Source organism: Streptomyces sp. NPDC053367 (assembly GCF_044545925.1).
In the GTDB taxonomy this organism is placed as follows: Bacteria; Actinomycetota; Actinomycetes; order Streptomycetales; family Streptomycetaceae; genus Streptomyces.
This window is the reverse complement of the sequence record NZ_JBITYN010000001.1, coordinates 1,024,257-1,050,698: the sequence shown is the minus strand read 5'-3', so window position 1 is coordinate 1,050,698 and position 26,442 is coordinate 1,024,257. Positions and strand designations below refer to the sequence as shown.

The 26,442-nt window shown below is 73.6% G+C and carries 23 protein-coding genes; 6 read left to right on the top strand and 17 right to left on the bottom strand.

The window, feature by feature from the left end; translation table 11 throughout:
• The 11 genes from ACIGXJ_RS04815 to ACIGXJ_RS04765 all read right to left on the bottom strand — a co-directional run bounded on the left by ACIGXJ_RS04815 (nt 1) and on the right by ACIGXJ_RS04765 (nt 14,865).
• Complete coding sequence (locus ACIGXJ_RS04815) at nt 1-2,628, bottom strand: tetratricopeptide repeat protein (RefSeq protein ID WP_399641620.1); 2,628 nt, start codon at nt 2,626-2,628, stop codon at nt 1-3.
• An 11-nt stretch (nt 2,629-2,639) separates the two neighbouring features.
• On the bottom strand, nt 2,640-3,926 hold the full coding sequence (locus ACIGXJ_RS04810; protein WP_399641619.1) for a hypothetical protein: 1,287 nt from the start codon (nt 3,924-3,926) through the stop codon (nt 2,640-2,642).
• Between the two features lie 55 nt (nt 3,927-3,981).
• Nucleotides 3,982-5,001: a glutamate ABC transporter substrate-binding protein gene (locus ACIGXJ_RS04805; RefSeq protein WP_399641617.1), complete on the bottom strand. Its 1,020-nt coding sequence runs from the start codon at nt 4,999-5,001 to the stop codon at nt 3,982-3,984.
• Between the two features lie 14 nt (nt 5,002-5,015).
• Nucleotides 5,016-6,473 (bottom strand): hypothetical protein, encoded by a 1,458-nt coding sequence (locus ACIGXJ_RS04800; RefSeq protein ID WP_399641615.1) that lies wholly within the window; start codon nt 6,471-6,473, stop codon nt 5,016-5,018.
• Nucleotides 6,474-6,870: 397 nt separating this feature from the next.
• On the bottom strand, nt 6,871-7,839 hold the full coding sequence (locus tag ACIGXJ_RS04795) for an N-acetylglucosamine kinase (RefSeq protein WP_399641614.1): 969 nt from the start codon (nt 7,837-7,839) through the stop codon (nt 6,871-6,873).
• Nucleotides 7,830-9,095 carry a 6-phospho-beta-glucosidase gene (locus tag ACIGXJ_RS04790; protein ID WP_399641613.1) on the bottom strand — a complete coding sequence of 422 codons (1,266 nt, stop codon included), beginning with the start codon at nt 9,093-9,095 and terminating at the stop codon, nt 7,830-7,832. The genes ACIGXJ_RS04795 and ACIGXJ_RS04790 overlap by 10 nt, the downstream gene beginning before the upstream one ends.
• A gap of 3 nt (nt 9,096-9,098) precedes the next feature.
• Complete coding sequence (locus ACIGXJ_RS04785) at nt 9,099-9,926, bottom strand: carbohydrate ABC transporter permease (protein ID WP_399641612.1); 828 nt, start codon at nt 9,924-9,926, stop codon at nt 9,099-9,101.
• Entirely contained in the window at nt 9,923-10,867 is a 945-nt protein-coding gene (locus ACIGXJ_RS04780; protein ID WP_399641610.1) for a carbohydrate ABC transporter permease, read from the bottom strand. The genes ACIGXJ_RS04785 and ACIGXJ_RS04780 overlap by 4 nt, the downstream gene beginning before the upstream one ends.
• 2 nt (nt 10,868-10,869) lie before the next feature.
• Nucleotides 10,870-12,207, bottom strand: a complete 1,338-nt coding sequence (locus ACIGXJ_RS04775; RefSeq protein WP_399641608.1) for an ABC transporter substrate-binding protein — start codon at nt 12,205-12,207, stop codon at nt 10,870-10,872.
• Between the two features lie 60 nt (nt 12,208-12,267).
• Nucleotides 12,268-13,479: an ROK family protein gene (locus tag ACIGXJ_RS04770; protein ID WP_399641606.1), complete on the bottom strand. Its 1,212-nt coding sequence runs from the start codon at nt 13,477-13,479 to the stop codon at nt 12,268-12,270.
• A gap of 297 nt (nt 13,480-13,776) precedes the next feature.
• Nucleotides 13,777-14,865 (bottom strand): mechanosensitive ion channel family protein, encoded by a 1,089-nt coding sequence (locus ACIGXJ_RS04765; protein ID WP_399641605.1) that lies wholly within the window; start codon nt 14,863-14,865, stop codon nt 13,777-13,779.
• Nucleotides 14,866-15,190: 325 nt separating this feature from the next.
• Between ACIGXJ_RS04765 and ACIGXJ_RS04760 the strand changes: the two genes are divergently transcribed.
• Complete coding sequence (locus ACIGXJ_RS04760) at nt 15,191-15,727, top strand: HNH endonuclease (RefSeq protein ID WP_360213324.1); 537 nt, start codon at nt 15,191-15,193, stop codon at nt 15,725-15,727.
• 318 nt (nt 15,728-16,045) lie between these two features.
• Here the strand turns inward: ACIGXJ_RS04760 and ACIGXJ_RS04755 are convergent, their stop codons facing one another.
• From ACIGXJ_RS04755 to ACIGXJ_RS04745, 3 genes are read right to left on the bottom strand one after another with little or no spacing between them, the layout of a single operon-like run.
• Nucleotides 16,046-17,428, bottom strand: a complete 1,383-nt coding sequence (locus tag ACIGXJ_RS04755; RefSeq protein ID WP_399641602.1) for an ABC transporter permease — start codon at nt 17,426-17,428, stop codon at nt 16,046-16,048.
• A gap of 8 nt (nt 17,429-17,436) precedes the next feature.
• Entirely contained in the window at nt 17,437-18,141 is a 705-nt protein-coding gene (locus ACIGXJ_RS04750) for an ABC transporter ATP-binding protein (RefSeq protein ID WP_399641601.1), read from the bottom strand.
• Nucleotides 18,138-18,671, bottom strand: a complete 534-nt coding sequence (locus tag ACIGXJ_RS04745) for a PadR family transcriptional regulator (protein WP_399641599.1) — start codon at nt 18,669-18,671, stop codon at nt 18,138-18,140. Before ACIGXJ_RS04745 ends, ACIGXJ_RS04750 begins: the two co-directional genes overlap by 4 nt.
• 219 nt (nt 18,672-18,890) lie before the next feature.
• On the opposite strand from ACIGXJ_RS04745, the gene ACIGXJ_RS04740 reads away from it, so the two are divergent.
• The 3 genes from ACIGXJ_RS04740 (at nt 18,891) to ACIGXJ_RS04730 (ending at nt 21,655) form a co-directional block, all read left to right on the top strand.
• Complete coding sequence (locus tag ACIGXJ_RS04740) at nt 18,891-19,094, top strand: hypothetical protein (protein ID WP_399641597.1); 204 nt, start codon at nt 18,891-18,893, stop codon at nt 19,092-19,094.
• Nucleotides 19,095-21,317, top strand: coding sequence for a 4-alpha-glucanotransferase (malQ, locus tag ACIGXJ_RS04735; RefSeq protein ID WP_399641595.1), 2,223 nt, complete (start codon nt 19,095-19,097; stop codon nt 21,315-21,317).
• Between the two features lie 80 nt (nt 21,318-21,397).
• On the top strand, nt 21,398-21,655 hold the full coding sequence (locus ACIGXJ_RS04730) for a hypothetical protein (protein ID WP_399641593.1): 258 nt from the start codon (nt 21,398-21,400) through the stop codon (nt 21,653-21,655).
• A 109-nt stretch (nt 21,656-21,764) separates the two neighbouring features.
• On the opposite strand, the gene ACIGXJ_RS04725 is transcribed toward ACIGXJ_RS04730, so the two are convergent.
• Nucleotides 21,765-22,406, bottom strand: coding sequence for a TetR family transcriptional regulator (locus ACIGXJ_RS04725; protein ID WP_399641591.1), 642 nt, complete (start codon nt 22,404-22,406; stop codon nt 21,765-21,767).
• Nucleotides 22,407-22,763: 357 nt separating this feature from the next.
• Between ACIGXJ_RS04725 and ACIGXJ_RS04720 the strand changes: the two genes are divergently transcribed.
• Both ACIGXJ_RS04720 and ACIGXJ_RS04715 read left to right on the top strand, forming a co-directional pair.
• The gene (locus ACIGXJ_RS04720; protein WP_399641589.1) at nt 22,764-24,305 is read left to right on the top strand and encodes an FAD-dependent monooxygenase; all 1,542 of its coding nucleotides are present in this window, start codon (nt 22,764-22,766) and stop codon (nt 24,303-24,305) included.
• A 74-nt stretch (nt 24,306-24,379) separates the two neighbouring features.
• Nucleotides 24,380-25,444: a DUF2332 domain-containing protein gene (locus ACIGXJ_RS04715; RefSeq protein ID WP_399641587.1), complete on the top strand. Its 1,065-nt coding sequence runs from the start codon at nt 24,380-24,382 to the stop codon at nt 25,442-25,444.
• Between the two features lie 10 nt (nt 25,445-25,454).
• On the opposite strand, the gene ACIGXJ_RS04710 is transcribed toward ACIGXJ_RS04715, so the two are convergent.
• Entirely contained in the window at nt 25,455-25,907 is a 453-nt protein-coding gene (locus ACIGXJ_RS04710) for a GNAT family N-acetyltransferase (RefSeq protein ID WP_399641585.1), read from the bottom strand.
• Between the two features lie 14 nt (nt 25,908-25,921).
• The gene (locus ACIGXJ_RS04705; RefSeq protein ID WP_399641583.1) at nt 25,922-26,440 is read right to left on the bottom strand and encodes a MarR family winged helix-turn-helix transcriptional regulator; all 519 of its coding nucleotides are present in this window, start codon (nt 26,438-26,440) and stop codon (nt 25,922-25,924) included.
• Nucleotides 26,441-26,442: the final 2 nt, after the last annotated feature.

Sequence of the window (26,442 nt, the reverse complement as noted above, 5' to 3'; positions counted from 1 at the left end):
TTACACCCACGTCCGGGGGCGGTAACGGTTGGCACGTTCCACCAGGTCGATCCTCTCCTCGCCGCCCTGCGCCAGCCGGGCCAGCGTGCGGTACGAGCGTTCCAGGCCGAATCTGAGACCCCGCTCGTCCAGGCCGCTGCCCAGCAGCGTCCGTCCTCCGGCGGCGGGAGGAGCGGAACCCTGGCCACCGGAGAGTATCCAGTCCAGGGCGCAGCCGAGCACTTCAGCGGACAACTGCTCGCGCCGGGTGGGGTCCAAACCGTACGCGTCCAGCGCCTCGACCTGCCGCGCGGCGGCGGTCAGATCCTCCAGGAACGATACGTCGCCGGCGGTCGCGGTCCGCTGCCGCAGCCGGGCCCGGACGGCGGCGACCCGGGCCGCGGTGTAGTGGATGGACGACTCGGGCACCGACTCCAGCGTGGCCACGGCGGCCCGCCGGTCACCCGTGGCGAGCTGCACCCGGGCCAGTCCGAACGCGGCGCTCACATGGCCGGGGTCGGTCGTCCACACCAGCCGGTAGTACTCGGCGGCGTTGTCCAACTGGCCCAGCACCTCCGCGCACAGGCCCAGCGCCAGCTTCGGGGCCGTCTCGCCGGGGAAGGCGTCGTACAGCGCGTCGAACGCCAGCGCCGCGCCCTCCCGGTCGCCGGTGACCAGCGAGGCCACGCCCCGGTACCAGACCACCCGCCAGTCGTCGGGCCGCTCCGCCTCCAGCCCGGCCAGCGCGTTCAGCGCGGCCGCCGCGTCGCCGTTCTCCAGCCAGGCCCGGATCTGCCGCAGCCGGGTCTCGACCGACGGGGCGGGGGCCGCCGCGAGGGCGCCCAGCAGCTCGGCCGGCGCGGTCGCCAACAGGCCGGCCAGGAAACCGGCGTTGGGGTCGGCCGGATCGACCCGCGGCACGGGCAGCGCGAGCGCGGCGGCCGGCGCGTCGACAGCCTTGACCAGCCCGGCCCCTCCGCCACGACCCGGCACCTGAGTGCCTCCGGCACCGAGCCCCTGACCGGCTCCACCGCCCAGCACCTGAGAGCCTCCGGCACCGAGCACCTGGGCACCTCCGGCACCGAGCACCTGAGTGCCTCCGGCACCGAGCACCTGAGTGCCTCCGGCACCGGCAGCCCGTCGGCCCGTCGGTACCCGGCGCGCCCCCAGCAGGGACACCTCACCCTCCAGACGGGGCACCAACTCCGTGTCCGTCACCCGCAGTTCCGGCCCGAACAGCGTCGACAGCGCGGGCCGCGCCCGACCCGTCTGCAGCGACACCACCTCGCGCAGGACACCGGTGAGCTGCTCGCTCATCTCCTGCGCGGAGGCGAACCGGCGGGCCGGGTCGGGGTCGGTGGCGCGGACGAGGAGCCGGTAGAAGGACTCGTAGCGCCGGAAGACCTCGATGGTGTCCGGGTCGGGCAGCGAGTCGGTGTATTCGCGGGTGTAGCCCTGGAAGTCGAAGGTGAGGACGGCGAGCGTGCGGCCCACCGTGTACAGGTCGCTGGCCACCGACGGGCCGACGTCGGCGACCTCGGGCGCCTGGTAGCCGACCGTGCCGTAGATCGCGGACTCGTCGTCGTCCATGCGGCGCACCGCGCCCATGTCGATCAGCTTGAGCTGGTCCTCGGTCTGGATGGCGTTGTCGACCTTGAAGTCGCAGTACAGCAGATTGCGGCTGTGCAGATGGCCGAGCGCCTCCAGGGCCTCGATGCCGTACGCGCAGGCCTGCTCCACCGGCAGCGGGTCACGGCGGCCGTCGGGGGTGCGGCGGGCGTTGGCGATCTCCTTGAGGGACTTGCCGCCGACGTACTCCATGACGATGTAGCCGTCGAGGGAGCCGGTGCGCTGGTCGAGGTGCTCGACGAAGTTGTAGATCCGCACGATGTTGGCGTGCTCGATCTCCGCGAGGAAGCGCCGCTCGGAGATCGCCGCGGCCATCGCGTCCTGGTCGCCCGTGTCGAGCAGGCCCTTGAGGACCACCCAGCGGTCGGAGACCGCGCGGTCGACGGCGAGGTAGACCCAGCCGAGCCCGCCGTGCGCCAGGCAGCCCGCGACCTCGTACTGGCCGTGCACCACGTCGCCGGCCTTCAGCTTCGGCACGAAGGAGTACGGGTGGCCGCACTTGGTGCAGAAGCCCTCGGTGCGGCCGGGCCGGTCACCGCGGGAGCGGCCCACCGGAGCGCCGCAGGAGGACTGCGAGCAGAACCGCTTGCGCTCGGGCACCTCCGGGTTCTCCAGCACCATCGCGCGCGGGTCGGGCCGCGGGACCTGCGGCACCTGCACCAGGCCCGCGCCCAGCCGGCCGCGGCTGGAGCTGCCGGTGGAGGAGCCGGAGCTGCGCACCGACACCGAGCGGCTGGTGGCGGCGCCCGACAACGAGCGCGAGAGCCGGCCCGACACCGAGCGGCGCGATTTCGACGACTGCGACGACGTACGGGAGCTGGCGCGCGAGCTGGAGCGGGAACTCCCGCTGCCGGAGCCGTCGTTGCCGCCGGTGACGCCGGTGGGCGGCGAGCCGACCAGGCCGGACGACGACACCACCGGCGCGAGACCGCAGGTGTCGCAGTACAGTTCGCCGCCGCCGACGTCCTCGTAGCTGCCGCCGCAGCCCGGCCGCTGACAGGTCTGCTGTGCCTGACTCATGACAACTCCCCCTAGCCTCTGCGGTCCTCGGGCCCGCTCTGCTCGGGCACGCGCGGGCCGCCGCCCAGCAGTTCGGCGGCCGCCTGCTGGTAGCGCAGCACGGCCTGTTCGGCGACTCGCAGGTCGCACGGCGCGCTCCACAGCATGCGCCGGGCGGCGTCGTACCGCTCGACCAGCAGCGGATCCTCCGCCAGACCGTGCCGGGCGACCTTCGCCTTGTACGCGTCGAGCCGGCCGCGCAGCTCCGCCCGTACCGCCAGCGGCGCGGTCACCGCCGTCAACGACTCGCGGGCGCGCATCAGTTCGTCCTCCGCCTTCTGCTCCAGCGACTCCAGCAGCGGCGACAGGCGGTGCCACTGCGCCGTCCTGCGGTACTCGGCGGCCGTGGCGAGCTGCTCCTGGAGCACGGTCGGCGGGCCGCTGACCACCGGGACCTCGGTGGCGGCAATCTTCGCGAGGACCTCGCCGCGCGCGGTGCGCGCCTCCGCCAGGGTGCGGTCCGCGCGCGAGAGGACGTCCCGCAGCCGGATCAGCCGCTGCTCGGCGTCCTGGCGCACGGTGAGCACGGCGTCGATCTCCCGGCGCACCTCCTCCAGGGCGCGCGCCTCACGGTCGTAGACGGTGGTGTCAGGGCGGCCGCCGCCCGGCGCCGAACTGCCCTCCGCCGGAACCCAGTAGGCCAGCGGGTCGGACACCACCTCCTCGCGCAGCTGCGCGAGGGTGCGGGTGATGCGCTCCAGGTCGTCGCCCGCCGGATGCTCGCCGGGGCGTACGCCGACGGAGTGCGCGAGCTGCCGGGTGCGCTGGAGTTCCGCCGCGAGGAGGTCTATCCGGGCGGGCAGCGCCGACCACACCGCGTCCGCGGCGACGACCATGTCCAGCGAGCCGGCATACAGCTCGTTCATCCGGTCGACGAGACCGGCCAGTGAGAAGCTCTCGCTGAGCCGGCCCGAGCCCGAGCCGGGGACGGTGACCGACGTGCCGTGCAGCAGCTCGGTCAGCTCCGCCAGGTCCTCACGGCTGGACCAGCGGCGCCGGGCGCGGATCTCCCGCGCGGAGCGCAGCGCGGCCGTGTAGGCGTCGAAGTACGACCACAGCAGGGTGATCGCCGCCTCGGTGGCGTCCCACCGCTCCTTGGTGACGCCGGTGAGCTGCGCGCCTTCGAGGAGTCTGCGGCCCGCGTGGTCCTGCAGGGCGAGGAGCGAGGTCTCGATCGCCTCGTGCTCCGCGCCGAGCCGCGCCAGCGCACGGTCCACCTCGTCCCGGTCCAGTACCGGCCCGGTGGGTCCCGCGCCCATCGATCACCTCTCGTCGCTGTCGTGTTCCGTGGTCCGCCGGCCTGCCCGGTGACGCCTACCTGTACGTCGGTACGGGCGCGGTCGCCGACTCGGAGTCCGCGCCCAGCGTCGGCCGCAGCCAGTGGTCGTAGGAGGCCCGCCAGCCGTCCGGGTCGGTGCGGTACTGCTCCAGTATCCGGTTGACCCGGCGGACCAGGTCGGTCGCCTTCTGGTTCATCGCCACGCCGTAGTACTCGGTCGTGAACCGCCTGCCCTTGAGCTCCACCGTCGGGTCCTGCGCGGCCTGGCTCGCGGCGAGCGCGCTGTCGGTGACCACCGCGTCCACCTGCCCGAGTTGGAGCCGCACCAGGCAGTCGAGCTGGTTGGGGACGGTGGTGGAGATGTCCGCGGACGCGTCCAGCTTCCCGGTCTTCTTGTCCTCGGCCAGCTTGTCGTACGCCGTCGAACCGGCCGCCGAGCAGATCCGCTTGCCGGCGAGGGTGGCGTCGTAACCGTCGATCCCGGAGCTGACCGGGGCGAGCACCTGCTGGCCGGTGAGGAAGTACGGCGCGGAGAACGCGACCTGCTCAAGGCGCGCGCAGGTGATGGTCATGGTGCGCACCACCAGGTCGACACGGCCGCTGCGGATCGCCGGGACGCGCTGGTTGGTGGGGATCGCCATGAAGCGGATCTTGTCGGGAGAGCCGAGGAGGTCGGTGGCTATGCGCCGGGCCAGGTCGATGTCGAAGCCCTCCAACTGCACGTCCTCGTCCGCGCTGTTGGGGTTGCGGTAGCCCCAGCGGTAGCTGTTCTGGTCGACGCCGACGCGCAGATAGCCGCGCTTCCTGATCGCCGCCACCGAGGCGCCCTCGGCGGCGGACGGGGCGAGGCTCTGGTCCTGGGGGGCCTTGCAGTCGTCTGCCCTGACCTGGGTGCCGTCGGCGAGGCCGGGGCCGCCGACGCCGGTGCTGCCGTCGCCGCGCGGCTGGGTCAGCGGCAGCAGCAGCGCGAGCACCGCCGCGAGGGCGCACACGACCGCCATCGCACCCACGCCGCCCCAGCCCCTCAGGCCGGTCCGCAACTGTCGTGCTCGCATCGTCACGCCCCCTCTCACCGGTACTCCGACAGCCTGCGGCCGATGCCGATCAGCGCGCCCGCCGCGCCCAGCACCGCGAGGGCGGCGGCGCCGACGGTCAGGCCGGTCATGGCGTCGCGGCCGCCGCCGGCCGCCTGCCGGAACTGGGCCAGCTCGTGCTTGAGGGCCACGTCCAGATTGTGGTCGACGGCGTCGAAGCACTCGCCGGTCGGCTTGTCTGCCGCGTCACCGATGACCTTGTCCCGTGCGGTCTGGTAGTCGCCCGCGTCGTCGGCGTCCCGGGCGTCCTGGTGCCGGGTCTGCCACTCCTTCATGCTGCCGCCCGCCGCCTTCACCGGCTCGGCCCCGGCCGTGTCGTCGGCGAGGCCCTCGGCCGCGGCGAGGCCGGCGGCGAGGTCCTTCATCGAGTCCTTGAAGGCCACGTCGAACTTGTCCTGGAACTCGCCCGGCTTCACCTCGACGGTCTCCGCGCCGCGGTTGACCAGCGTCAGGTTCTCGTTGCCGCGGGCCTTCAGGGACGCGATCCGGGCGTCGTTGAGGACGTTCAGCGAGCGCACGCCGTGGTCGTAGGAGTCGTTCAGGCCCGCGCGGGCCACGCTGTGCCCGATCACCAGCCACAGCAGCACCACCGTGGTGGCGGCCGTGCCCGCGACCAGCCCGTGGTTCAGGACCCGGTTGGTGCGCCGGTAGTTGCGGTGCTGCGCCCAGCCGAGCGCGCCGAGCGCGAGCACGCCGGTGCCCATCGCGATCCACGGGTAGGGGGTGGCGTCCGCGTAGTCGGCGCGCAGCCTCTCGTTCTGCGAGACGTACAGCTTCTCCGCCGCCGGGAGCATCTCGGTCTGCATCTTGTCGTTCGCGTACCGCAGATACGCCCCGCCCAGCGGGTAGCCGAGGCGGTTGTTGGCGCGGGCGCGCTCGATCAGGCCCTTGTACTCGGGCAGCAGCCGGTTCAGTTCGGCGATGGTGTCGGACGCGGGGGAGTCCGGTTCGGAGTTCTCCGCGGCCTCGACCAGGCCCTCGGCGGCGCCGCGGATGTCCTTCTCGTAGCGCTCGCGGGACGCCTCGGTCTCCTGGCCGCCGGCCAGGAAGCCGCTGGAGGCGGCGGTGTTGGCGTCGGCGAGGGAGCGGTAGACGTCGGCCGCGGCGGAGCTGAGCGGCTGGCTCTCGTGCAGCACCGCGTCGGCGGCCGCGGCCCGGTCCGAGGTCTGCCAGGCGGTGACGGCGCCGAACGCGACGACCAGGGCGGCGAGGACCGCGCCGATGATCCGCAGCCGGCCCGGCTCGGTCGTCGCCGACGCGCGCAGCCGGTCCACGCCCTCGGCGAAGGCGGTCCGGCGCGGGGCGGCGGCGGTGTCCGGGCTCACGGGCACGCCGGGGCGCCCGCCCGGCCCGGGCTGCGCGGGCACGCCGGACAGGCCGGCCGGCGCGGGTGGCGCGGGTGGCGCCGCGCTGCTCTTCGGCGGGTGTGTCACTGCTGACCTCCCCCATGGTCATCCGTCGCCGCAAGTATCGCTGCCGGGACCGACATTCGCACCGGCCTTGTCTGGATCTTGATCGGATCGCAGCGAGGCGGCGGCCCACGGCACCGGCGGCGGTGCCGCGGATCGCGTCCCCCGGAACCCGGCCGGCACTGCGGGAGCCGTCCCTGCGCACCGGCCGCACGGCACCCCGGGAGGCGATCCCGCGGCACCGGCCGCCGTATCGCGGAAGGCGCCCCCAGCGTCGGCCCGGTGATGCGACGGCGCTGCGGCAGGCGGTCTCGACAGCACCGCCTGCCCATGAATACGCCCCGGGAACCGGTTCGGTTCCCTCGGGCCCCGCTGGGAGGAGGACGCCGTACGCGGTGCGCGCGGGGCGTACCCGGGGCGCTCAGGCGAAGTGCGCGCGCGCCCTCCCCTGCGCCTCGGCGCCCGCCCCGGCCCGGTCCAGGCCCAGCAGGGCCGCGCCCAGCACGGGCCGGGCGGTGACGACGTGCGGGACCGCCTTGGGGGCGCGGTCGGCGAGCCGGGCGCGGATGCCGTCGTCCAGGAGCGCGTGCCGGGCCGCGAGGATGCTGCCGCCGAGGACGACGGGGGTCTCCTCCGCCAGCAGGTCCAGCCGGGTCAGGGCGACGGTGGCCATGGCGACGACCTCGTCGGCGAGCCGGTCCACCAGCGAGCGGGCGACCGGGTCGCCCTCGGCGGCGGTCGCGAACAGCACCGGGGCCAGCTCATGGCGCCGGGCCTGCTCGATGTGCTCCAGGTGCAGCGCCTCGATGAGCGCGTACATGGAGTCGAGGCCGAAGTGCGCGGGCAGCGTGCGCGCCAGCTCGGTCGGCCCCCCACGGCCGTCCTCCGCGCGCGCGGCGTGGAACAGCGCCTCCTCGGCCATGCCCCAGCCGCCGCCCCAGTCGCCGGAGATCCGCCCGACCGCGGGGAAGCGGGCCGTACGGCCGTCGGGGCGCATGCCGACGCAGTTGATGCCTGCCCCGCACACCACCGCCACCCCGCGCGGCTCGGCGACCCCGGCGCGCAGGATCGCGAACGTGTCGTTGCGCACGTCGACGGTTCCGCCCCACCCGCGCGCGTGCAGCGCGTCCGCCAACTCCCGCTCCTCGACGGGGAAGTCGGCGTTGGCCAGGCACGCGGCCACATGGTCCACGCCCGTCACCCCGGCCTGCGCGAAGGCCCGCCCCACCGTCTCGGCGACACCGTCCACCGCCGCCCGCACTCCCACCGCGGGCGGCCTGAACCCGCCCCCGCGCGCGGTGGCCAGCACCTCCCCGTCCGCCGTCACGACGGCGACGTCGGTCTTGCTGTTGCCCGCGTCCACGGCGAGCACGGCCGCTCTCACGCCCACGCCAGGTGCTCCCGGTTGTGCGCGATCAGCCGGTCGGTGAGCGCCTCGGCGTACTCGTACTGCCCGACCAGCGGGTGCGCCAGCAGCGCGCGGAACACCCGCTCGCGACCGCCCCGCAGGGCCGCCTGGAGCGCCAGGTCCTCGTAGGCCGTCACGTTCGCCATCAGGCCCGCGTACAGCGGGTCCACCGGGGCGACCGGCAGCGGGGCGGGACCCTGCGCGCCGACGGCCGCCTGCACCTCGATCACCGCGTCGTCGGGCAGGAACGGCAGCGTGCCCCGGTTCAGCGTGTTGACCACCTGGTACGGGCTGCCGCCCCCGCCCAGCAGCGCGGCGGCCAGGTCGACGGCCGCCTCCGAGTAGAAGGCCCCGCCCCGCCTGGCGAGCAGCTCCGGCTTCTCGTCCAGCGTCGGATCGCCGTACAACTCGAGCAACTCCCTCTCCATGGCCGCGACCTCCTCCGCCCGCGAGGGCCGCGTGCGCAGTTCCCGTACGACCTCGTCGTGCGCGTAGTAGTAGCGCAGGTAGTACGACGGGACGGTCCCGAGCCGGTCCAGCAGTGGGCGCGGCAGGTGCAGGTCGGCTGCGATGGCCTCGCCGTGGTCGGCGAGCAGCCCGGGCAGGACGTCCTCGCCCTCGGGGCCGCCGAGGCGCACCGCGGTCTCCCAGGTGAGGTGGTTGAGGCCGACGTGGTCCAGGTGGACGTCGGCCGGCTCGGTCTCCAGCAGGGCGGCGAACTTGCGTTGCAGCCCGATCGCCACGTTGCACAGGCCGACCGCCTTGTGGCCGGCCCGGAGCAGGGCGCGGGTGACGATGCCGACCGGGTTGGTGAAGTCGATGATCCAGGCGCCGGGGTTGGTGCGGCGGACTCGTTCGGCGATGTCCAGGACGACCGGCACGGTCCGCAGGGCCTTGGCGAGCCCGCCCGCGCCCGTGGTCTCCTGTCCGACGCATCCGCACTCCAGCGGCCAGGTCTCGTCCTGCTGCCGGGCCGCCTGTCCGCCCACGCGCAGCTGGAGCAGCACGGCGTCGGCGCCGTCCACGCCCGCGTCGAGGTCGCAGGTGGTGACGATCCGGCCCGGGTGACCCTGCCGGGCGAAGATCCGCCGGGCCAGGCCCCCGACCAGCTCCAGGCGCTCGGCCGCCGGGTCGACCAGCACCAGCTCCTCGACCGGCAGGGTGTCGCGCAGCCGGGCGAAGCCGTCGATCAGTTCGGGCGTGTAGGTCGAACCGCCGCCGACCACGGTGAGTTTCACGTGTCAACCCTTCACTCCGGTGAGCGTGACACCCTCGACGAACGCCTTCTGCGCGAAGAAGAACACGAGGATCACGGGGGCCATGACCAGAACGGTGGCGGCCATGGTCAGGTTCCAGTCGGTGTGGTGCGCGCCCTTGAAGGACTCCAGGCCGTAGGACAGCGTCCAGGCGCCGGGGTTCTCGGAGGCGTAGATCTGTGGGCCGAAGTAGTCGTTCCAGGCGTAGAAGAACTGGAAGAGGGCCACGGCCGCGATGCCCGGTCTGGCCATCGGCAGCACCACCCGCAGCAGGGCGCGCAGTTCACCGCAGCCGTCGACGCGGGCGGCGTCCAGGTACTCGTCCGGGACGGTCAGCAGGAACTGCCGCAGCAGGAACACCGAGAACGCGTCGCCGAACGCCATCGGGATCAGCAGCGGCCACAGCGTGCCGGACAGGTCCAGCTGCTTCGCCCAGAACAGGTACATCGGGATCACGACGACCTGCGGGGGCAGCATCATCATCGAGATGACCAGCATCAGCGACAGATTCCGGCCCCGGAAGCGGAACTTGGCGAGCGCGTAGGCGACCGGCAGCGACGACACGACCGTGAGGACGGTGCCGAGTCCGGCGTAGAGCAGGGTGTTGCGCCACCAGGTCAGGAAGCCGGGGGTGTCGAAGACCTTCCGGTAGTTGTCCCACTCCCAGGTGTCCGGGATCAGGTCGCGGCTGAGCGCCTGGCTGTCGCTCATCAGCGAGGTCAGGAGGACGAAGACGAAGGGCAGGACGAAGAACAGGGCGGCCGCGACTCCCAGGGAGTGCACGGCGATCCACCTCAGCAGGGACCGGCTCATCGGTCACCAGCCTGGATCAGACCGCCCCGGCGGCGCATCAGCAGCGCGGTGCACGCCGTCGACAGCGCGAACAGCACCAGCGCCACCACGCACGCCGAGCCGTAGTCGAAGCGCTGGAAACCGAGGTTGTACACGAGCTGGGGGAGGGTGAGGGTGGACTTGTCGGGGAAGCCGGGCTCGAACTGGGTGCCCGAGCCCTGGATGACACCGGAGGCGACCTTCCCGGCGACCAGCGGCTGCGTGTAGTACTGCATGGTCTGGATCACGCCGGTGACCACGGCGAACATCACGACGGGGGAGATGTTCGGCAGGGTCACGAACCGGAACCGCTGCCACGCCGACGCCCCGTCCAGCTCGGCCGCCTCGTACTGCTCCTTCGGTACGTCGAGCAGCGCGGCCATGAAGATCACCATCAGGTCGCCGACGCCCCACAGGGCGAGCAGGGTGAGGGCGGGCTTGGACCAGCCGGGGTCGCCGAACCAGCCGGGCGCCGGGATGCCGGCGCTCTCCAGCAGGGCGTTCACCGGGCCCGTGCCCGGGTTGAGCAGGAAGGCGAAGGCCATCGTCGCGGCGACCGGCGGGGCGAGACAGGGCAGGTAGAACAGGGTGCGGAAGACACCCGTGCCCGTCTTGACCTTCGTGATCAGCAGGCCGACGCCCAGCCCGAAGGCGACCCGCAGCGTCACCATCACCACGACCAGCCACAGGGTGTTGCGCAGGGCGGGCCAGAACAGCGGGTAGTGCTGCAAGACGTAGACCCAGTTCTTCGTCCCGCTCCAGGTCGGCGGCCGGAAGCCGTCGTAGTGCATGAAGGAGAAGTACAGGGTCGAGATCATCGGATACGCGAAGAACACGCAGAACCCGATGATCCAGGGCGACATGAAGGCGGCGGTACGCAGCGCGGCCCGGCGGCGCTTGGCCCCCAAGGTGTAGGTGCTCATCGCTACCGGGCCTGCGCGATGTCCGTGTCGATCTGCCGGGCGGCCTTCTCCAGGCCGGCCTTCAGGTCGGTGACCTTGCCGCTCTCGTAGTCGTAGCCGAGCTGCTGGATCGTCACCAGGTACACACCGCCGTCGACGGAGGCGGGCGCGGTGGTGGAGTGCGGGTTCGCGGCGATGTCCAGGAAGGTCTTGAAGCGCGGGTCGTACGTGAGCTTCGGGGACTTCAGGGCGTCCAGTGTGGAGGGCACGTTGTGGATGGCGTTGGAGAAGCCCACCACCGCGTCGGTGTCGGTGGTCATGTACTTCACCAGCTCCCAGGCGGCGTTCTGCTTGCGGCTGGTGGCCGCGATGCCGGCGATGGTGCCGGTGATGTAGCCCTTGCCGTACTGGTCCGCCCGGTCGTCGGGGACGGGCAGCGGGGCGACCCCGATCTCGAAGCCGGGCTTCGCGTCCGTCGCCATGCCGAGCCGCCACTCGCCGTCGAGCTGCATGGCGACCTGGCCGGTGTGGAAGGGGTGCCTGGGTCCCCACTCGTCACCGAGACCGGCCCGGTAGGTCTCCAGCTTCCGGAACCCGCCCAGGTCGTCGACGAGCTTCTTCTGCAGCCTGAACCCGGCCTCGAAGGCGGGGTCCCTGGCCAGGTCGGACTTGCCGTCGGGGGTGAAGTAGGTGGGGGAGAACTGCCCGAGGTAGTGCTCGGCGGTGGTCTCCCAGCCGTGGTAGTTCGGCATGAAGCCGAGCTGCCTGTACGTGTTGCCGGCGGGAACGGTCAGCTTCTTCGCGGTCGCGGCGAACTCGGACCACGTCTTCGGCGGTGCGTCGATGCCCGCCTTCTCGAACGCCGTCTTGTTGTAGTAGAGGCCGTAGGCGTCGCCCAGCAGCGGGGCCGCGCAGCGGTTGCCGTCGAACTGGGTGTACTCGTTCATCGCCTTCGGGAACGTCTTCGCCGGGTCGACGCCCGCCTTCTCGAAGAAGGGGTTCAGGTCGACCAGCGCGCCGGAGGAGCAGAACTTGCCGACGCTGTTGGTCGTGAAGGAGGAGATCACGTCCGGGGCCTTGGAACCGCCCGCCCGCAGTGCCTGGTTGATCTTGTCGTCCGTCATGTTGCCGACGACCGTGACGTGGATGTTCGGGTGCTTCTTCTCGAATCCCGCGACCAGGTCCTCGACCGCCGCGACCTCCGAGGGCGCGCTCCAGCCGTGCCAGAAGGTGAGGGTGGTCTCCTGCGAGGGGTCGTCGGAGGCGCCCGCGTCCGAGGAGCCCGTACAGGCGGTGGTGAGCAGCGCGAGCGACGTGGAGGCGGCGAGCGCGAGCGTGACTCTTCTGGATGTTCCGGGCATGGCAGAGCTCCCAGGGGGACGGGTGAGGGACTCCGGAAGGGGCGAGTGCTGGGGGAGGGCTCAGCGCGAGGTGTCGAAGACCTCGTCGCGCGTGGTCGCGAGCGCGCTCTCCAGCGCGCCGCGCAGCACGGGCTGTTCGGTCACATCGCCCACGACGAGACGGGGCCGGGCCGCGGCCAGCTCGGCCAGCTCCGCCTGGACCAGGCCGCGCAGCACCTCACCGCCCGCGGTCAGGCAGGCGCCGCCGAGGACGACGAGTTCGGGGTCGAGGACGGAGACCAGCGAGGCGAGACCGGTGGCCAGCCGGGTCGCGTAGGTCTCCAGGAGGCGGCGGTGGGGGCCGCTCGCATGATCGGCCGCCCGCGCGACGAGGGCGGCGGCGACCTCGGCGTACGGGCCGGAGGGGATGTCCTCGATGCCGAGTTCTTGGGCCAGCCGCGGCACCGCCTGGGAGCCGGCCAGCTCCTGGTAGCCGCCGCTGTTGGCGCGGGTCACCTGGCGCACCAGCGGCGCGCCCGGCACCGGCAGGAAGCCGACCTCGCCGGCGCCGCCGGTCCAGCCGCGGTGCAGCCGGCCGCCGAGGACCAGGGCGGCGCCGAGGCCCTCCTCGTTCCACAGCAGCACGAAGTCGCCGTGCCCCCGTGCCGCGCCGAGCCGCTGCTCGGCCAGGGCGGCGAGGTTGACGTCGTTCTCGTACTCGACCGGCATCGGCAGCGCGGCGGCGAGTTCGCCGAGCAGTGCGGGGGAGTGCCAGCCGGGCAGGTGGGAGGCGTAGCGCAGCCGGCCGGTGGAGGGGTCGAAGGCGCCGGGCGTGCCGATGACGAGCCGGTGGACGTCGTCCCGGGTGAGGCCCGCGGCCTTCACCGCGCCGTCGAGCGCGGCGGTGACCTGCTGCACCACGGGCTGCGCGGGGCGACGGCCCGGCGTGGCCAGCTCGAACTCCCCGACGGTCGCGCCGGTGATGTCGGCGACGGCGGCGCGGATGCGGTGCGGGGTGACGTCGAGCCCGGCGGCGTACGCGGCCGCGGGGTCGACGGCGTAGAGCTGGGCGCTCGGCCCGGGGCGTCCCTCGCTGGTGCCGGTCACCCGGACCAGGCCGGCCGCCTCGAGCCGCGCCAGCAGCTGCGAGGCGGTCGGCTTCGACAGCCCGGTCAGCTTGCCGATCCTCGTCCGGCTCAGCGGCCCGTGCTCCAGCAGCAGGTCCAGGGCCGCCCGGTCGTTCATGGCACGCAGCACGCGGGGGGTACCCGGCGTACCGGCCGTTCCTGCCATGTCGACACCTGCCTCTCGGGGGCCAAGCTTCTCACGCTGTGCCACGCTCGTGGAGATCACTGTTAGGAAGGTTTCCTATCAGTGGCAGGACCGTATGCCGGGCGGGGAGGGGGCGTCAATAGGGGCTGTCGACGGACAGGAAGTCAGTCAGCAAGGCAGTCAGGAAGGCAGTCAGGAGGGCAGTCAGGAGGGCAGACAGGAGGGCAGTCAGGAAGGCAGACAGACAGGAAAAGACAGGGAAGGCGAAGAGGCGGCGCCCGACCGTCCGGGGCGCCGCCTCTCCGTCTGCGCCGGTGGCTACTTCGTCGTGCTCGGCGGTGTCAGCGGGGAGGCCGCCGACGCCTGCGGGGAGGAGGAGTTGGCGAAGGCCGACGGGGCGGCCATACCCGCCGTGGGGTCGGCGTCCCTCTCCGGCTCGGGCTGGGCGGGCAGGCCGCCGATGATGCGGATGCCCTCCGCGTCGAAGGCCTGCTTGATGCGCCAGCGCAGCTCGCGCTCGATCTTCAGGGACTTGCCGGGCATCGTCTTCGCCGAGACACGGACGACCATCGAGTCCAGCAGGACGCTGTCCAGGCCCAGCACCTCGACCGGGCTCCACAGGAGCTCGTTCCAGGGCTCTTCCTTGCCGAGCTTCTCCCCGACCTCGCCGAGCAGCTTCTTCACCCGCTCCAGGTCCTCCGTCGGGCGGACCGTGACATCGACGCCGGCCGTGGCCCAGCCCTGGGAGAGGTTGCCGACCCGCTTCACCTCGCCGTTGCGGACGTACCAGATCTCGCCGTTGTCGCCGCGCAGCTTGGTGACCCGCAGGCCCACCTCGATGACCTCGCCGGAGGCCACGCCCGCGTCGATCTGGTCGCCGACGCCGTACTGGTCCTCCAGGATCATGAACACCCCGGACAGGAAGTCGGTGACGAGGTTGCGCGCGCCGAAACCGATCGCGACGCCCGCCACACCCGCCGAGGCGAGCAGCGGGGCCAGGTCGATCTCGAAGGTGCCCAGGATCATCAGCGCGGCCGTGCCGAGGATCACGAAGCTCGCCACCGAGCGCAGCACCGAGCCGATCGCCTGCGAGCGCTGCCGGCGCCGCTCCACGTTGACCAGCAGGCCGCCGATCGCCGTGCCGTCCACCGCCTGCGCGGTGCGGTTCATCCGGTCGATCAGCTTGGTGATCGCCCGCCGCACCGCCACCCGCAGCACCGCCGCGATCACGACGATCAGCAGTACGCGCAGCCCGATCGCGAGCCAGGTCGACCAGTTCTCCTCGACCCAGCTCGCGGCCTGGCTCGCACTCTCCTGGGCGTCCTGGATGGTCGGGACCGAGGGAGCCGTCCCCGACGGGGACGGACTCGGGCTCGCGGCGGCGAGCAGGACGGGCAGGGACGACACGTCGGGTACCTCCAGGTGCAACGGTCCGCCCCCCGGCAGATGGTCAAGTCGTTCAAGGTCACGAAAAGGTCACCGGAGGGCAGGTCCACCACACTATCGGGGCATCGTGTGCGGATCGTTGCGGTGTTCGAGGGAGAAAGAGCACAGACCCGGGGATGAACAGGAGGGATGAACCCTTCGTGATCCGGGGGAGGAATCAGATGTGGTCGAAAACACTCCCAGCCCGTTACCGGGACATGGTGGCGCGTTCACCAGGCATGAGGGGAGACTGACTGCAGATCGTCCCGGCGCGAGCCACGCGCCGCCGGCGTACAAGGAGGCATCCGTGCCGCATGTCCTGGTCCTCAACGCGTCGTACGAGCCCCTCGGCGTCGTACCGCTCCGCCGCGCGCTCGTCCTCGTCCTCGAGAACAAGGCCGTATGCCTCGAGGAGTCCGGCGCCTTCCTGCACAGCGCAACCGTCACCGTCCCCGCACCCAGCGTGGTCCGGCTCAAGCGATTCGTGCGGGTTCCCTATCGGGGGCCCGTTCCTCTGACCCGCCGTGCGCTGTTCGCACGCGACGGGGGCCGGTGCATGTACTGCGGTGGTGTCGCAACCAGCGTCGACCACGTCATCCCGCGCAGTCGCGGGGGCAAGCACGTCTGGGACAACGTGGTGGCGTCCTGCCGCCGCTGCAACCACGTGAAGGCCGACCGCCACCTCGGCGAGATCGGCTGGCGGCTGCGCCACAAACCCGCTCCGCCCACCGGGCTGGCCTGGCGCATCATCGGCACCGGCCATAGGGATCCGCGCTGGCTGCCCTACTTGCAGCCGTACGGCGCGGACGACGCCCTGGCCCGGATCGACGGCATCTCCGCCTGACCTTCGATCCGGGCCTTCGTGTTCCCGGAGGGGCGTCCGGAGGGCTCCCGGAGGGCTCCCGGAGGGGCCGGCGGAGGACCGGGGAGACCCCCGACCACCCCGGTCCCGCCGTCCCCCCCCGGTCGCCGTCTCCCCCCGGTCGCCGTCCATCCCGGTCCCGCCGTCTCCCCCCGGTCGCGCCGTCTCCCCCCGGTCGCGCCGTCCCCCGGGACGCGCCGTCCTTTCGTCTGCCGTCGTCCGGGCTGCGTGCCGTCGTGGGCTGGTCGCGCGGTTCTCCCGCGCTTCCCTAAGCGCCGCCCCTGTCAGGGCCTCGACCCCTCAGACGTACCGCAGCTCCCCCGGCCTCAGCGTCCGCCGCAGCAGCGGCAGGGAGGTCGCCGTGGCCAGCAGCGCCATGGCGTAGACCGCGGCCGGCACCAGCAGGCCCTCCCACGGCACCGACGCGGCGCCGTCGTCGGTGAGCGAGGCGTACCCGGTGCCGATGGCCATCCCGCCGAGCCCCGCCAGCAGCACCGCGGGTGCCAGCGGCAGCGCGGTCTCCAGCAGCAGGGCCCGGGCCAGCACCCGCTGCGGCACCCCAGCGGCGGTCTGCGCGGCCAGGCCCCGGCGCCGGGTGGCCAGCGACTCGGCGGTGCCCACGGCGAGCGCGCCCAGCACGATCAGCAGGGCCACGCCGATCGCGGCGCCCGTCAGGTCCAGGCCGGTGGTGTAGAAGGACACGTCCTCCGCGAGGTGCTTGTCCGACTCCAGCACCTCCACCAGCGTGTGCCGTACGCCCGCGAAGCCGGTGCCGACGACCGTCACCAGCAGCACCGCCGCATGGACGCGGGACGCCGCCCACGGGTCGTCGCGCAGCCGCTCGGCCGCGATCAGCACGGCCGGACTGTCGGTGCCGGCCGCCAGCCGCCGCCCGACCAGCCTCGACGTGGCCCCCGCCAGCCACACCGCGCCCACTCCGACGACGACCACCCCGGCGAGGACCGTCAGCGGGCCCTCCGGGCCGGGCCGGGGCCCGCGCGCGAGCCGGGCGAGCGCGACCACCGCCACCGCCACCAGCACCGAGGCCGCCAGCAGGAACAGCAGCCCCGGCCGGGCCTGCCGCCGCACCCGGCGCACCTCGCCCAGCGGCGAGGCCACCACCCGCCGCAGCGCCAGCACGCTCACCAGAGCGCCCACCAACGGCACCGCACACGCCACCACCGCGATCCCCGCCCAGGCCAGGGCGGGCGCCAGGGTCCACTCCCGCAGCAGGAACAGCACCGAGAAGACCGTCACCACGGCCGAGCCCACCGCGCAGGCCAGCCCCGTCTCGGCCGCCGCGATCCGCCGCACCTGCCAGGGCGTCGCCCCCGCCAGACGCAGCCCCGCCAGCCGCCGGTCCCGGTGCACGGCACCGATGCGCGCGCACTGGCCGAGGAACCCGAACACCGGGACCAGCAGCAGAAGCAGCGCCACGATCACGCCCGAACGCTCCCCCGGCCGGTCGAGCAGGCCATGGCCCACCGACACCGCGTACTGGCCCTCCATCGCCGCCAGCACCGCCGCCGCCAGCGCGAACCCGGTCGCGAGCAGCGCCCCGAACGCCGTCAGCGCGATCCGCCACCATTCGTGCCGGTCCGAACCGGACACCAGCAGCCGCGCCAGCCGCAGATCGGCCCGCAGCCCCTTCAGCGCGCGGGCCGGCCGCAGCGCGTCGATCACCCGGCCCCTCAACGGGCCACCGCCTCGGTGTCCGCGCCCTCGGCCGGCACCGTGCCGTCGCGCAGGCTCACCTCGCGGTCGGCGTACGCCGCCACCCGCGCGTCATGCGTGATCAGCAGCACGGAGACGCCCGACTCGCGGGCCGTGTGCGCCAGGGCGGTCATCACCTGCTCCCCGGCCAGCGAGTCCAGCGCGCCGGTCGGCTCGTCGGCGAACACCACCCTCGGCCCGGTCACCAACGCCCGTGCCAGCGCCACCCGCTGGGCCTGGCCGCCGCTCATCTCACCGGGCCGCAGCTCGCCCTGCCCGCGCACCCCGAACCGCTCCAGCCACTCCGCCGCCACCGCCCGCGCCGCCGTACGGCCCCGCCCGGCCAGCAGCAGCGGCAGCGCCACGTTGTCCAGCGCCGTCAGCTCCGGTATCAGCTGCCCGAACTGGAACACCACCCCGAACTCCGTGCGCCGCAGCTCGCTCAGCCGTGCCTCCGGCAGCCGGTCCAGGCGCTCACCGCCGTACCTCACCTCGCCCTCGTCCGGACGGACGATCCCCGCCAGACAGTGCAGCAGCGTCGACTTGCCGCTGCCGCTCGGCCCGGTGACCGCGAGGATCTCGCCGGCCGCCAGCTCGACGCCGGCGCCGCGCAGCGCCTGTGTCGGGCCGTGGGTCTTGACCAGGCCGCGCGCCGTGAGGAGCGGGGTCGTGTCGGTCGTCATACGGTGTCCACCTCCGCGGTGAGGGAAGCGAGCCGGGCGCCGGTGGTCGTCATCCAGCGCAGATCGGCGTCGAGATGGGTCAGGGCGTAGTCGGCCGACAGGACCGTCGACAGATCCGCCCCGGGTGCGGTCTTGACCGCCGTCAGCTCGCGCATGCGGGCCATGTGCGCAGCGCGCTGGTCGCGCAGATACGCCTCCGGATCGCCGGCCGCGAGGATCGCCACGACGACCTTCGCGAAGATCTCGTTCGCGACGAACGGCGCCGGCGGGGTCACCTCGGCCGCCCAGCGCGCCAGTTCGCGCGCCCCGGCCTCGGTGGTCCGGTACAGCGTGCGTTCCGGGCCGCCGTCGGAGTCGGTGCCGTCGACCTCGGCCAGTCCGTCCCGGACCAGCCGCTGCAAGGTCGTGTACACCTGCCCGTAGGCCAGCGGACGGGCCTGCGGGAAGCGTTCGTCGTGCCGTCGCTTGAGGTCGTAGCCGTGGCTCGGACCCGTGGCGAGCAGCCCCAGCAGGATGTGGCGGGTACTCATGGCGATCATTATGTACTCAGTACATGTACTGAGTACATAGTGGGGGCGGCCCGGATAGGGGTCGCCCTGGACGGGGCGGCACGGGGACGGGAGCCGTGCGGGACGAGGCCCGCTGGATTGTGGCGACTCGCGGTATTCGTCATCCGTGACGTCTGCCGCCGCGGGTACTGGGTAGGGCTGTCTTGGTCCCCCGGATGTCCCCCAGCGAAGGAGGCCCCCGTGGCCGCATCGGCACACCTGCTGCTCTCCGCCCTGTCCAAACGCCCGGCGGAGCCCGCCACGGCCCGGCCCGTGCGCGTGTTCTCCGCCGAACGCGTCTGCTCCCAGACCCCGCTGACCAGCGAACCCCCGCTGCCCGACGCCGCACCCCTGACCAGCGAACCCCCGCTCGCCGCCCCGGACGCCGACTCCACGAGGCCGTAGATGACCGCATCCAGCCCGGACCGCCCCCTGGACGAGGAACTGGCCCGACTCGCCGGCCTGCACGGCGTCGCCACCTCCTACCGGCCCGCCCCCGACCGTACGGTCACCGCCTCACCGGCCGCCCTCGTCCGCGTCCTCGCCGCCCTCGGCGTCGACGCGAGCACCCCCGACGCCGTACGCGCCGCGCTCGCCGCCCGGGAGCGGGCGAACCGCGAACGGCTCCTGCCGCCGACGGTCGTGGTGTGGCAGGGGTCGGGGAGCGACCTGCCCGGGCTGCCGGCCGGGACACGGCTGCGGGTCGAGACCGAGGACGGGGCCGTCCACGAGGGTTCCGTCGGGGAACTGCCCCCCGGGGTGCACCGGCTGGACGCCCTCGCCCCGGACGGACGCACGGCCGGCGCCCACCTGATCGTCGCGCCGTCGCGGCTGCCGACGCCGCCCGGACGGTCCTACGGCCTGCTCGTGCAGCTCTACTCCCTGCTCTCCCGGCGCTCCTGGGGCATGGGCGACCTCGGTGACCTCGGCGAGCTCACCGCCTGGGCGGGACGGGCGCTCGGGGCCGGGTTCGTGCAGGTCAACCCGCTGCACGCGGCCGTGCCCGGCAACCCCACCGACCCCTCGCCCTACCGGCCCTCCTCCCGCCGTTTCCCCGACCCGGTGCACCTGCGCGTCGAGGACATCCCCGAGTTCGCCCACGTCGACGACCGCGAGCGCGTCGCGGGCCTCCTGGAACGCGCCGCCCGGCTCAGGGCGTCCGTCCTGGACAAGGGCGCGCTGATCGACCGGGACGCCGTATGGGAACTCAAGCGCGAGGCCCTCGAACTCGTCCGCGCCGTGCCCCTCGGTCCCGGGCGGCGGGCCGCCTACTGCGACTTCCTCGCCGCCCAGGGCCGCGACCTGGAGGACCACGCCACCTGGAACGCGCTCGCCGAGGTGTACGGCGGTGACGTGCAGCTCTGGCCCGCCGCCCTGCGCGACCCGCGCTCCGCCGAGACCGCCCGCGCCCGCACCGAGCTGATGGACCGGGTCGACTTCCACACCTGGCTCGCCTGGCTCACCGACACCCAGCTCGTCGCCGCCCAGCGCGTCGCCCGCGAGTCCGGCATGCCCGTCGGCGTCGTGCACGACCTGGCCGTCGGCGTGCACCCCGGCGGCGCGGACGCCTGGGCGCAGGCCGAGTACTTCGCCGCCGGCATGTCGGTGGGCGCCCCGCCCGACGCCTTCAACGCCCGCGGTCAGGACTGGGGCCTGCCCCCGTGGCGCCCCGACCGGCTGGCCGAGTCCGGTTACGCGCCCTACCGCTCGCTGCTGCGCGGCCTGTTCCGGTACGCAGGAGCCCTGCGCATCGACCACGTCATGGGCCTGTTCCGGCTCTGGTGGGTCCCGCAGGGGCTGCCGCCCACCGAGGGCGCCTACGTCCGCTACGACGCCGAGGCCATGCTCGCCGTCCTCGTCCTGGAGGCCTCACGGGCCGGGGCGGTCGTCATCGGGGAGGACCTCGGGACGGTCGAGCCGGGCGTCAGGGAGTCCCTGCGCGAGCGGGGCGTGCTCGGCACGTCGGTGCTGTGGTTCGAGCGCGACTGGGAGGGCGACGGGCTGCCCCTGCCGCCCTCCGCCTGGCGCGCCGACTGCCTCGCCACCGCCACCACGCACGACCTGCCGCCCACCGCCGCCCGTCTCACCGGTGAACACGTGGAACTCCGCGACCGGCTCGGACTGCTCGGCCGCTCCCTCGCCGAGGAACGCGACGAGGCCGCCACGGATGTCGCCGAGTGGCTCGCCACCCTTTCCCGGCTGGACCTCCTGCCCGGCACCGGCGGCGGCTCCGACCCGGCTTCCGAGGAGGCCGAGGTCCAGGCCGTCCACCGCTTCCTCGCCCGCACCCCCGCCCGCCTGGTCGGCCTCTGGCTCCCCGACGGCATCGGCGACCGCCGCCCGCAGAACCTCCCCGGCACCTGGGACCAGTACCCGAACTGGCGCCTCCCCGTCGCCGACGCGGAGGGCCGGCCCGTGCCCCTGGAGGAACTCGCGGAGTCGCCACGGCTGCGCGCTCTGGTGGAGGTGCTGAGGGACGGCGTGGGGGCGAGGGACGCAACGGGAGTGGGGGAGGCGGCGGAGGAGGGCGTGGCCGAGAGTGTGGGCGTGGGCGTGGGTGACGGCGGGGGCGAGGGCGAGGGCGAGGGCGGGGGAGTAGGCGTGGGCGAGGGCGAGGGCGTGGGATGAGAAGGCGGCCGGGCCCTTCCGATGCTCATAACGGACCCCCGGACGAGCGCCCCCGACAGACGTTCGCTAACTTTGGCCCCGTGGACAAGAAGAACGCCCTGCGCGCCGGCGCCCTGGCCGCCGGTACGACGCTGATGATGCTGCTCATGTCGTCCCCCGCGCTCGCGCTGACGCGTGACGACGGTGACGACCCCGGCACGGGCCTGAGCGTCATCGAGACGCTGGGCCTGTTCGTGATCGCCCCCCTCGCCCTGTTCGCGGTCATCGCCGGCCTGGTGATGGTCCTCGACCGGTCGACCGACCGTGCCCCGAAGGCCAAGGCCAAGGCCCGCGCCTGACCCTCCTCCGTTCTTCCCGAGGGCGCCGACCCCACCGCACACCGCGGCGGGGGCCGGCGCCCTCGTCGCTTTCCGGCCGCCGCCCTCAGGGGTGTTCCGGCCGCCGTTCTCAGGGATGCGCGGCCGTCAGGTAGCGCTGCACGGTCGGCGCCAGCCACGCCACGATCTCCTCCGGGTGCAGCGCGACGACCGGCGGCAGACGCAGGACGTAACGGGTGAGCGCCAGCCCGAGAAGCTGCGTGGCGCACAGCGCGGCCCGGGCCGGCACCTGCTCGGCGTCCGGGCACACCTCCCGCGTGACGGGCAGCAACTGGTCGCGGAAGATCCCCTGCATACGCTCGGCCCCGGCCTGACTGGTGGCGCCGACGCGCAGCAGTGCGGTGAGGATCTCGCTGTCCTCCCACAGGTCGAGGAAGTGCCGCACCAGCGCCCGGCCGACGTCCTCCCGGGCCTGCGCACCCAGGTTCGGCAGCCGCAGGTCGACCGCTACGGCGGCGGCGAAGAGGCCCTCCTTGTTGCCGTAGTACCGCATGACCATCGAGGGGTCGATGCGCGCGTCGCGCGCGATGGCGCGGATGGTGGCGCGCTCGTACCCGTCGGCGGCGAAGCGCTCGCGCGCGGCTTCGAGGATGGCGGCGCGGGTGGCGTCGGAGCGGCGGGCCGGCGGCGCGGCTGCGGCGGTGGGGGTGGCTGGGGTGGGGGGCGCTGGGGTGGGGGGCGCTGGGGTCGCGGTGGGGGTGCCGTCTGTCATGTCAACGAGCGTAGGCCAACGGGTGTTGGTCCACAAGCGTTGGTCTATGCGGGTCGGGTCGGCCTGTGCAGGTCGGCCTACGCAGGTGGGCCAGCACGTGTTGGCCTGCGTGCGTCCGCCTACATGTGTTGGCCTACGAACGCTGGCTGCATGCGTCCGCCTACACGCGTTGGCCTACGAGCGCTTGCCTACGAGCGCTTGCCTACGAACGCCGGCCTACGAACGCCGGCCCACGAACGCTTGCCCACACCTGTTGGCCAACAACTGTTGACTCAACCCCCGGCCCCCACCTATCGTCATCAACGAGCACAGGTCAACAATCGTTGGCCAACAAGCGTAGGCACCCAGGAGGCCACCATGACCGGCACCACTGGCACCACTGGCACCGCCCGCACCGCCCGCACCGCCCGCACCGCCCGCACCGCCCGCACCACCGACGACGGCAACGACCCCACCCCCGCCGTGACCGACCCCGCCGTGATCGTCGTCGGCTCCGGACCCACCGGCCTCCTCCTCGCCGGTGACCTCGCCACCGCCGGTGTAGCCGTCACCCTCGTCGAGAAGCGCCCCGCGACCATCAGCAACCTCTCCCGCGCCTTCGCCGTGCACGCCCGCACCCTGGAGCAGCTCGACGCCCGCGGCCTCGCCGACGAGCTGGAGGCAGCCGGCCGGCGGCTCGACCGGCTGCGCCTGTTCGGGCGGCTCACCGTGGACCTGGCCGCGCTGCCCTCCCGGTTCAACCATCTGCTGGTCATCCCGCAGTACGAGGTGGAGAAGGCGCTGCGGCGGCGCGCCGAGGACGCCGGGGTCGACTTCCGCTACGAGACGGAGATGACCGAGCTGGCCCAGGACGCCGACGGGGTGACCCTGCGCGTGCGCACCCGCGAGGGGCGGGAGGAGGAACTGCGGGCGGCGTACGCCGTCGGGGCGGACGGGATGCGCAGTGCCGTGCGGCAGGCGATCGGGCTGCCCTTCCCCGGTCACTCGGTGATCCGGTCCGTCGTGCTCGCTGACGTCCGGCTCGCCGAGGAGCCCGAGGCGCTGCTCACCGTCAACGCCGTCGGGGACGCCTTCGCCTTCATCGCGCCCTTCGGTGACGGCTACTACCGCGTGATCGGCTGGGACCGCAGGCGTGACGTGCCCGATCACGAGCCGCTGGAGCTGGAGGAGGTCAAGGAGATCGCCCGGCTGGCGCTGGGCCGGGACTTCGGGATGTACGACGCCCGCTGGCTGTCCCGCTTCCACAGCGACGAGCGTCAGGCGCCGGCCTACCGGGTGGGCCGGGTGTTCCTCGCCGGGGACGCCGCGCACGTGCACACCCCGGCCGGCGGCCAGGGCATGAACACGGGCCTGCAGGACGCGGCCAACCTCGGCTGGAAGCTGGCCCAGGTCATCGGCGGCCACGCGGACGACGGCCTCCTCGACACCTACCAGGCCGAGCGTCACCCCGTCGGCAGGTCGGTGCTGCGCAGCAGCGGCGGCATCGTCCGGCTGGCCATGGCCAAGCGGCCCTGGACCCTCGCCCTGCGCGCCGGTCTGGCAGGCTTCCTCGGCGCGGTCGCCCCCGCCCGCCGCAAGGCGGCCGGACAGATCACCGGCATCGGCTATCGCTACCCCGCCCCGCGCGGTGCCCACCGCCTCACCGGCACCCGCGTCCCCGACGTCGCCCTCGCCGGCGGCGGCCGCCTCTACGAGGCCCTGCGCGGCGGCCGGTTCGTGCTCGTCGCACCGGAGCCGTACGACGCCGCGGGCACCGGCAAGGACCGGCTGGCCACGGCGTGCTGGGCGAGCGACCGCCGTACGGCCCTCCTGGTGCGCCCCGACGGATACGTGGCGTGGGCGGCCGACCGGGCGGACCCGGCCGAGATCGGGGCCGTCCTCGCCGCCCACGTGGGCTGAGCAACTCGCCTGAGGGCGGAGGCCGTTCGTGAGAGGGTCGCCGCAACGCCAGGACCGACCGCAGGGGAGCACCCATGGGCAGGGCCCGCACACTCGCCGAGGTCTACCGGCGCTTCGGTGAGGTCGACGCCGCCGGGGTGTCGCCGCTGTACGAGCGGGTCGCAGTGGCGCTGAGCGAGTCCGGTGAGGCGTTGCGCGCCATCGAGGCGGCGCCGGCGCGCAGGAGGCGGCCCGCGCTGATCCTCGCCGCGCTGCACGACCTCGCCCTCGCCGGCCGGGCCCCGGCGCTGGCCTCGGCGTATGCCGCGGAGGACGGCGACGCCGCCGCCCGCGCGGCGATCGACACGCTGCTGGGCACGACCGGCGCGGTCGTGGACCTCGCCGCGCGCCGGCGGACGCGGACCGACGAGACGGGGCGTTGTGCCGTGCTGTACCCGGCGGTCGCGGAGGTGGCGCGCAGGGTGGGCGCGCGGACGGTGGGGCTGATCGACGTGGGGTGTTCGGCGGGCCTCAACCTCACCGTCGACCGTGTCGGCATCGCCTACGGCAACGGGCAGTTGCTGGGCGACCCGTCGTCCCCGGTGCGGACGGAGTGCGCGGTCGTGGGAGGCCGGCGCGTCCCGGAGCAGGTGTTCCCCGGGGTCGTCGCCCGCGTCGGCGTCGACGCGGACCCGGTCGACGTGACGGACGCGGAGGAGGCCCGCTGGCTGCGGGCCTGTCTGCCGCCGGACCGGCCGGAACTGCTCGCGCGGCTGGAGGCGGAGACGGCGTTGCTGGCGGCGGACCCTCCGGTGCTGCTGCGGGGGGATGTGGTGCAGCTGCTGCCCGACGCCCTGACCCGGGTACCCGAGGACGCCCTGCCGGTGGTCACCACGACCTGGGCGCTGTCGGCCCTTGCCCCGGAGAGCCGGCTGCGCTTCCTGCGGCGGCTCGACGAGGCGGCGACCGGGCGTCCGGTGGCCTGGGTGTCGGCGGAGGGCGTCGGGGTGGCACCGGGGATACCGACGTTCGGCGACCGCCACGCCTCCGGGCACAGCATCGTCGGGATCGCGGTGTTCGAGCACGGGGCGCTGCACGCCGAGGCGGTCGGCCGCTGCTGGTCACGGGGCCGCACGCTGGCGTGGCCGGCCGGCGCCTAGGGGAGCGTCTCTAGGCTCCGGGCCCGGCCGGCTCGCGGACCATGAACACGTCCACCGGGTCCTCGCTCTCCCGCACGAACCCGTGCCGCTCGTACAGCCGGCGGGCCGGGCTGCCGTTGAGGACGTCGAGCCGGACTCGGGTGCCGTCGGCGTCGCAGCGTTCCAGCAGGGTGCGCAGGACGGCGGTGCCGACGCCGAGGCCGTGCAGAGCGGGGTCGAGGTAGAAGTGCTCCAGCCAGTGGGCGTCCTCGGCGGGGCGCAGGGCCACGCAGCCGGCGAAGGTGCCGGACACCTCGATCACCCAGGTGTGGGCGGGGTCGAAGGCGTCGCGCAGACGCTGCCGGACGCGATGGCCGTCGTAGCGTCCGAGCCGTTCCAGGTCGGGGCGCATGACCGCGGCCCGCAGCTCGGCCACCGGCTCCATGTCCTCCGGCGTGGCCGGTCGCAGTTCCCAGTCCGCCATGGGGTACCCCGTCCTCACTGGCCCTGTGTGCCCGCGAGCAACTTGCGCAGCAGGCCCGCCAGTTGTCCGGCCTCGGCCGGGTCCAGCTGCGACAGCGCCTCGGTCTGGACGGCGAGGCCCGCGCCGACGGCCTCGTCGATCAGGGCGAGGCCCTCGTCGGTGAGGGTGACCTGGAGGCCGCGGCGGTCGTGCGGGTCGGGGGAGCGGCGCAGCAGGCCCGCCCGCTCCAGCTTGTCCAGACGGCCGGTCATCCCGCCGGTGGTCAGCATGAGCGTGGAGGACAGCTGGCGGGGCGAGAGGGTGTAGGGCTCGCCGGAGCGGCGCAGCGTGGCGAGGACGTCGAACTCGCCGCGTGAGATCCCGAAGCGCGCGTACGCCTTCTCCATCCGGTCGCCCATCGTGCGCGAGAGCCGGTAGACGCGGCCGAAGACCTCCATGGCCGTGGTGTCCAGGTCGGGGCGTACGGCCGCCCACTGGCCGATGATCGCGTCCACCGCGTCCGGGCGGTCCTGGGGCTCGGGGTTGGGGTTCATGG

Coding starts and splice junctions, on each gene's coding strand:
- ACIGXJ_RS04815 (WP_399641620.1), bottom strand. CDS start 2,628: ATGAGTCAGGCACAGCAGACCTGTCAGCGGCCGGGCTGCGGCGGCAGC.
- ACIGXJ_RS04810 (WP_399641619.1), bottom strand. CDS start 3,926: ATGGGCGCGGGACCCACCGGGCCGGTACTGGACCGGGACGAGGTGGAC.
- ACIGXJ_RS04805 (WP_399641617.1), bottom strand. CDS start 5,001: ATGCGAGCACGACAGTTGCGGACCGGCCTGAGGGGCTGGGGCGGCGTG.
- ACIGXJ_RS04785 (WP_399641612.1), bottom strand. CDS start 9,926: ATGAGCCGGTCCCTGCTGAGGTGGATCGCCGTGCACTCCCTGGGAGTC.
- ACIGXJ_RS04780 (WP_399641610.1), bottom strand. CDS start 10,867: ATGAGCACCTACACCTTGGGGGCCAAGCGCCGCCGGGCCGCGCTGCGT.
- ACIGXJ_RS04775 (WP_399641608.1), bottom strand. CDS start 12,207: ATGCCCGGAACATCCAGAAGAGTCACGCTCGCGCTCGCCGCCTCCACG.
- ACIGXJ_RS04770 (WP_399641606.1), bottom strand. CDS start 13,479: ATGGCAGGAACGGCCGGTACGCCGGGTACCCCCCGCGTGCTGCGTGCC.
- ACIGXJ_RS04750 (WP_399641601.1), bottom strand. CDS start 18,141: ATGACGACCGACACGACCCCGCTCCTCACGGCGCGCGGCCTGGTCAAG.
- ACIGXJ_RS04745 (WP_399641599.1), bottom strand. CDS start 18,671: ATGAGTACCCGCCACATCCTGCTGGGGCTGCTCGCCACGGGTCCGAGC.
- malQ (WP_399641595.1), top strand. CDS start 19,095: ATGACCGCATCCAGCCCGGACCGCCCCCTGGACGAGGAACTGGCCCGA.
- ACIGXJ_RS04725 (WP_399641591.1), bottom strand. CDS start 22,406: ATGACAGACGGCACCCCCACCGCGACCCCAGCGCCCCCCACCCCAGCG.
- ACIGXJ_RS04720 (WP_399641589.1), top strand. CDS start 22,764: ATGACCGGCACCACTGGCACCACTGGCACCGCCCGCACCGCCCGCACC.
- ACIGXJ_RS04715 (WP_399641587.1), top strand. CDS start 24,380: ATGGGCAGGGCCCGCACACTCGCCGAGGTCTACCGGCGCTTCGGTGAG.
- ACIGXJ_RS04710 (WP_399641585.1), bottom strand. CDS start 25,907: ATGGCGGACTGGGAACTGCGACCGGCCACGCCGGAGGACATGGAGCCG.
- ACIGXJ_RS04705 (WP_399641583.1), bottom strand. CDS start 26,440: ATGAACCCCAACCCCGAGCCCCAGGACCGCCCGGACGCGGTGGACGCG.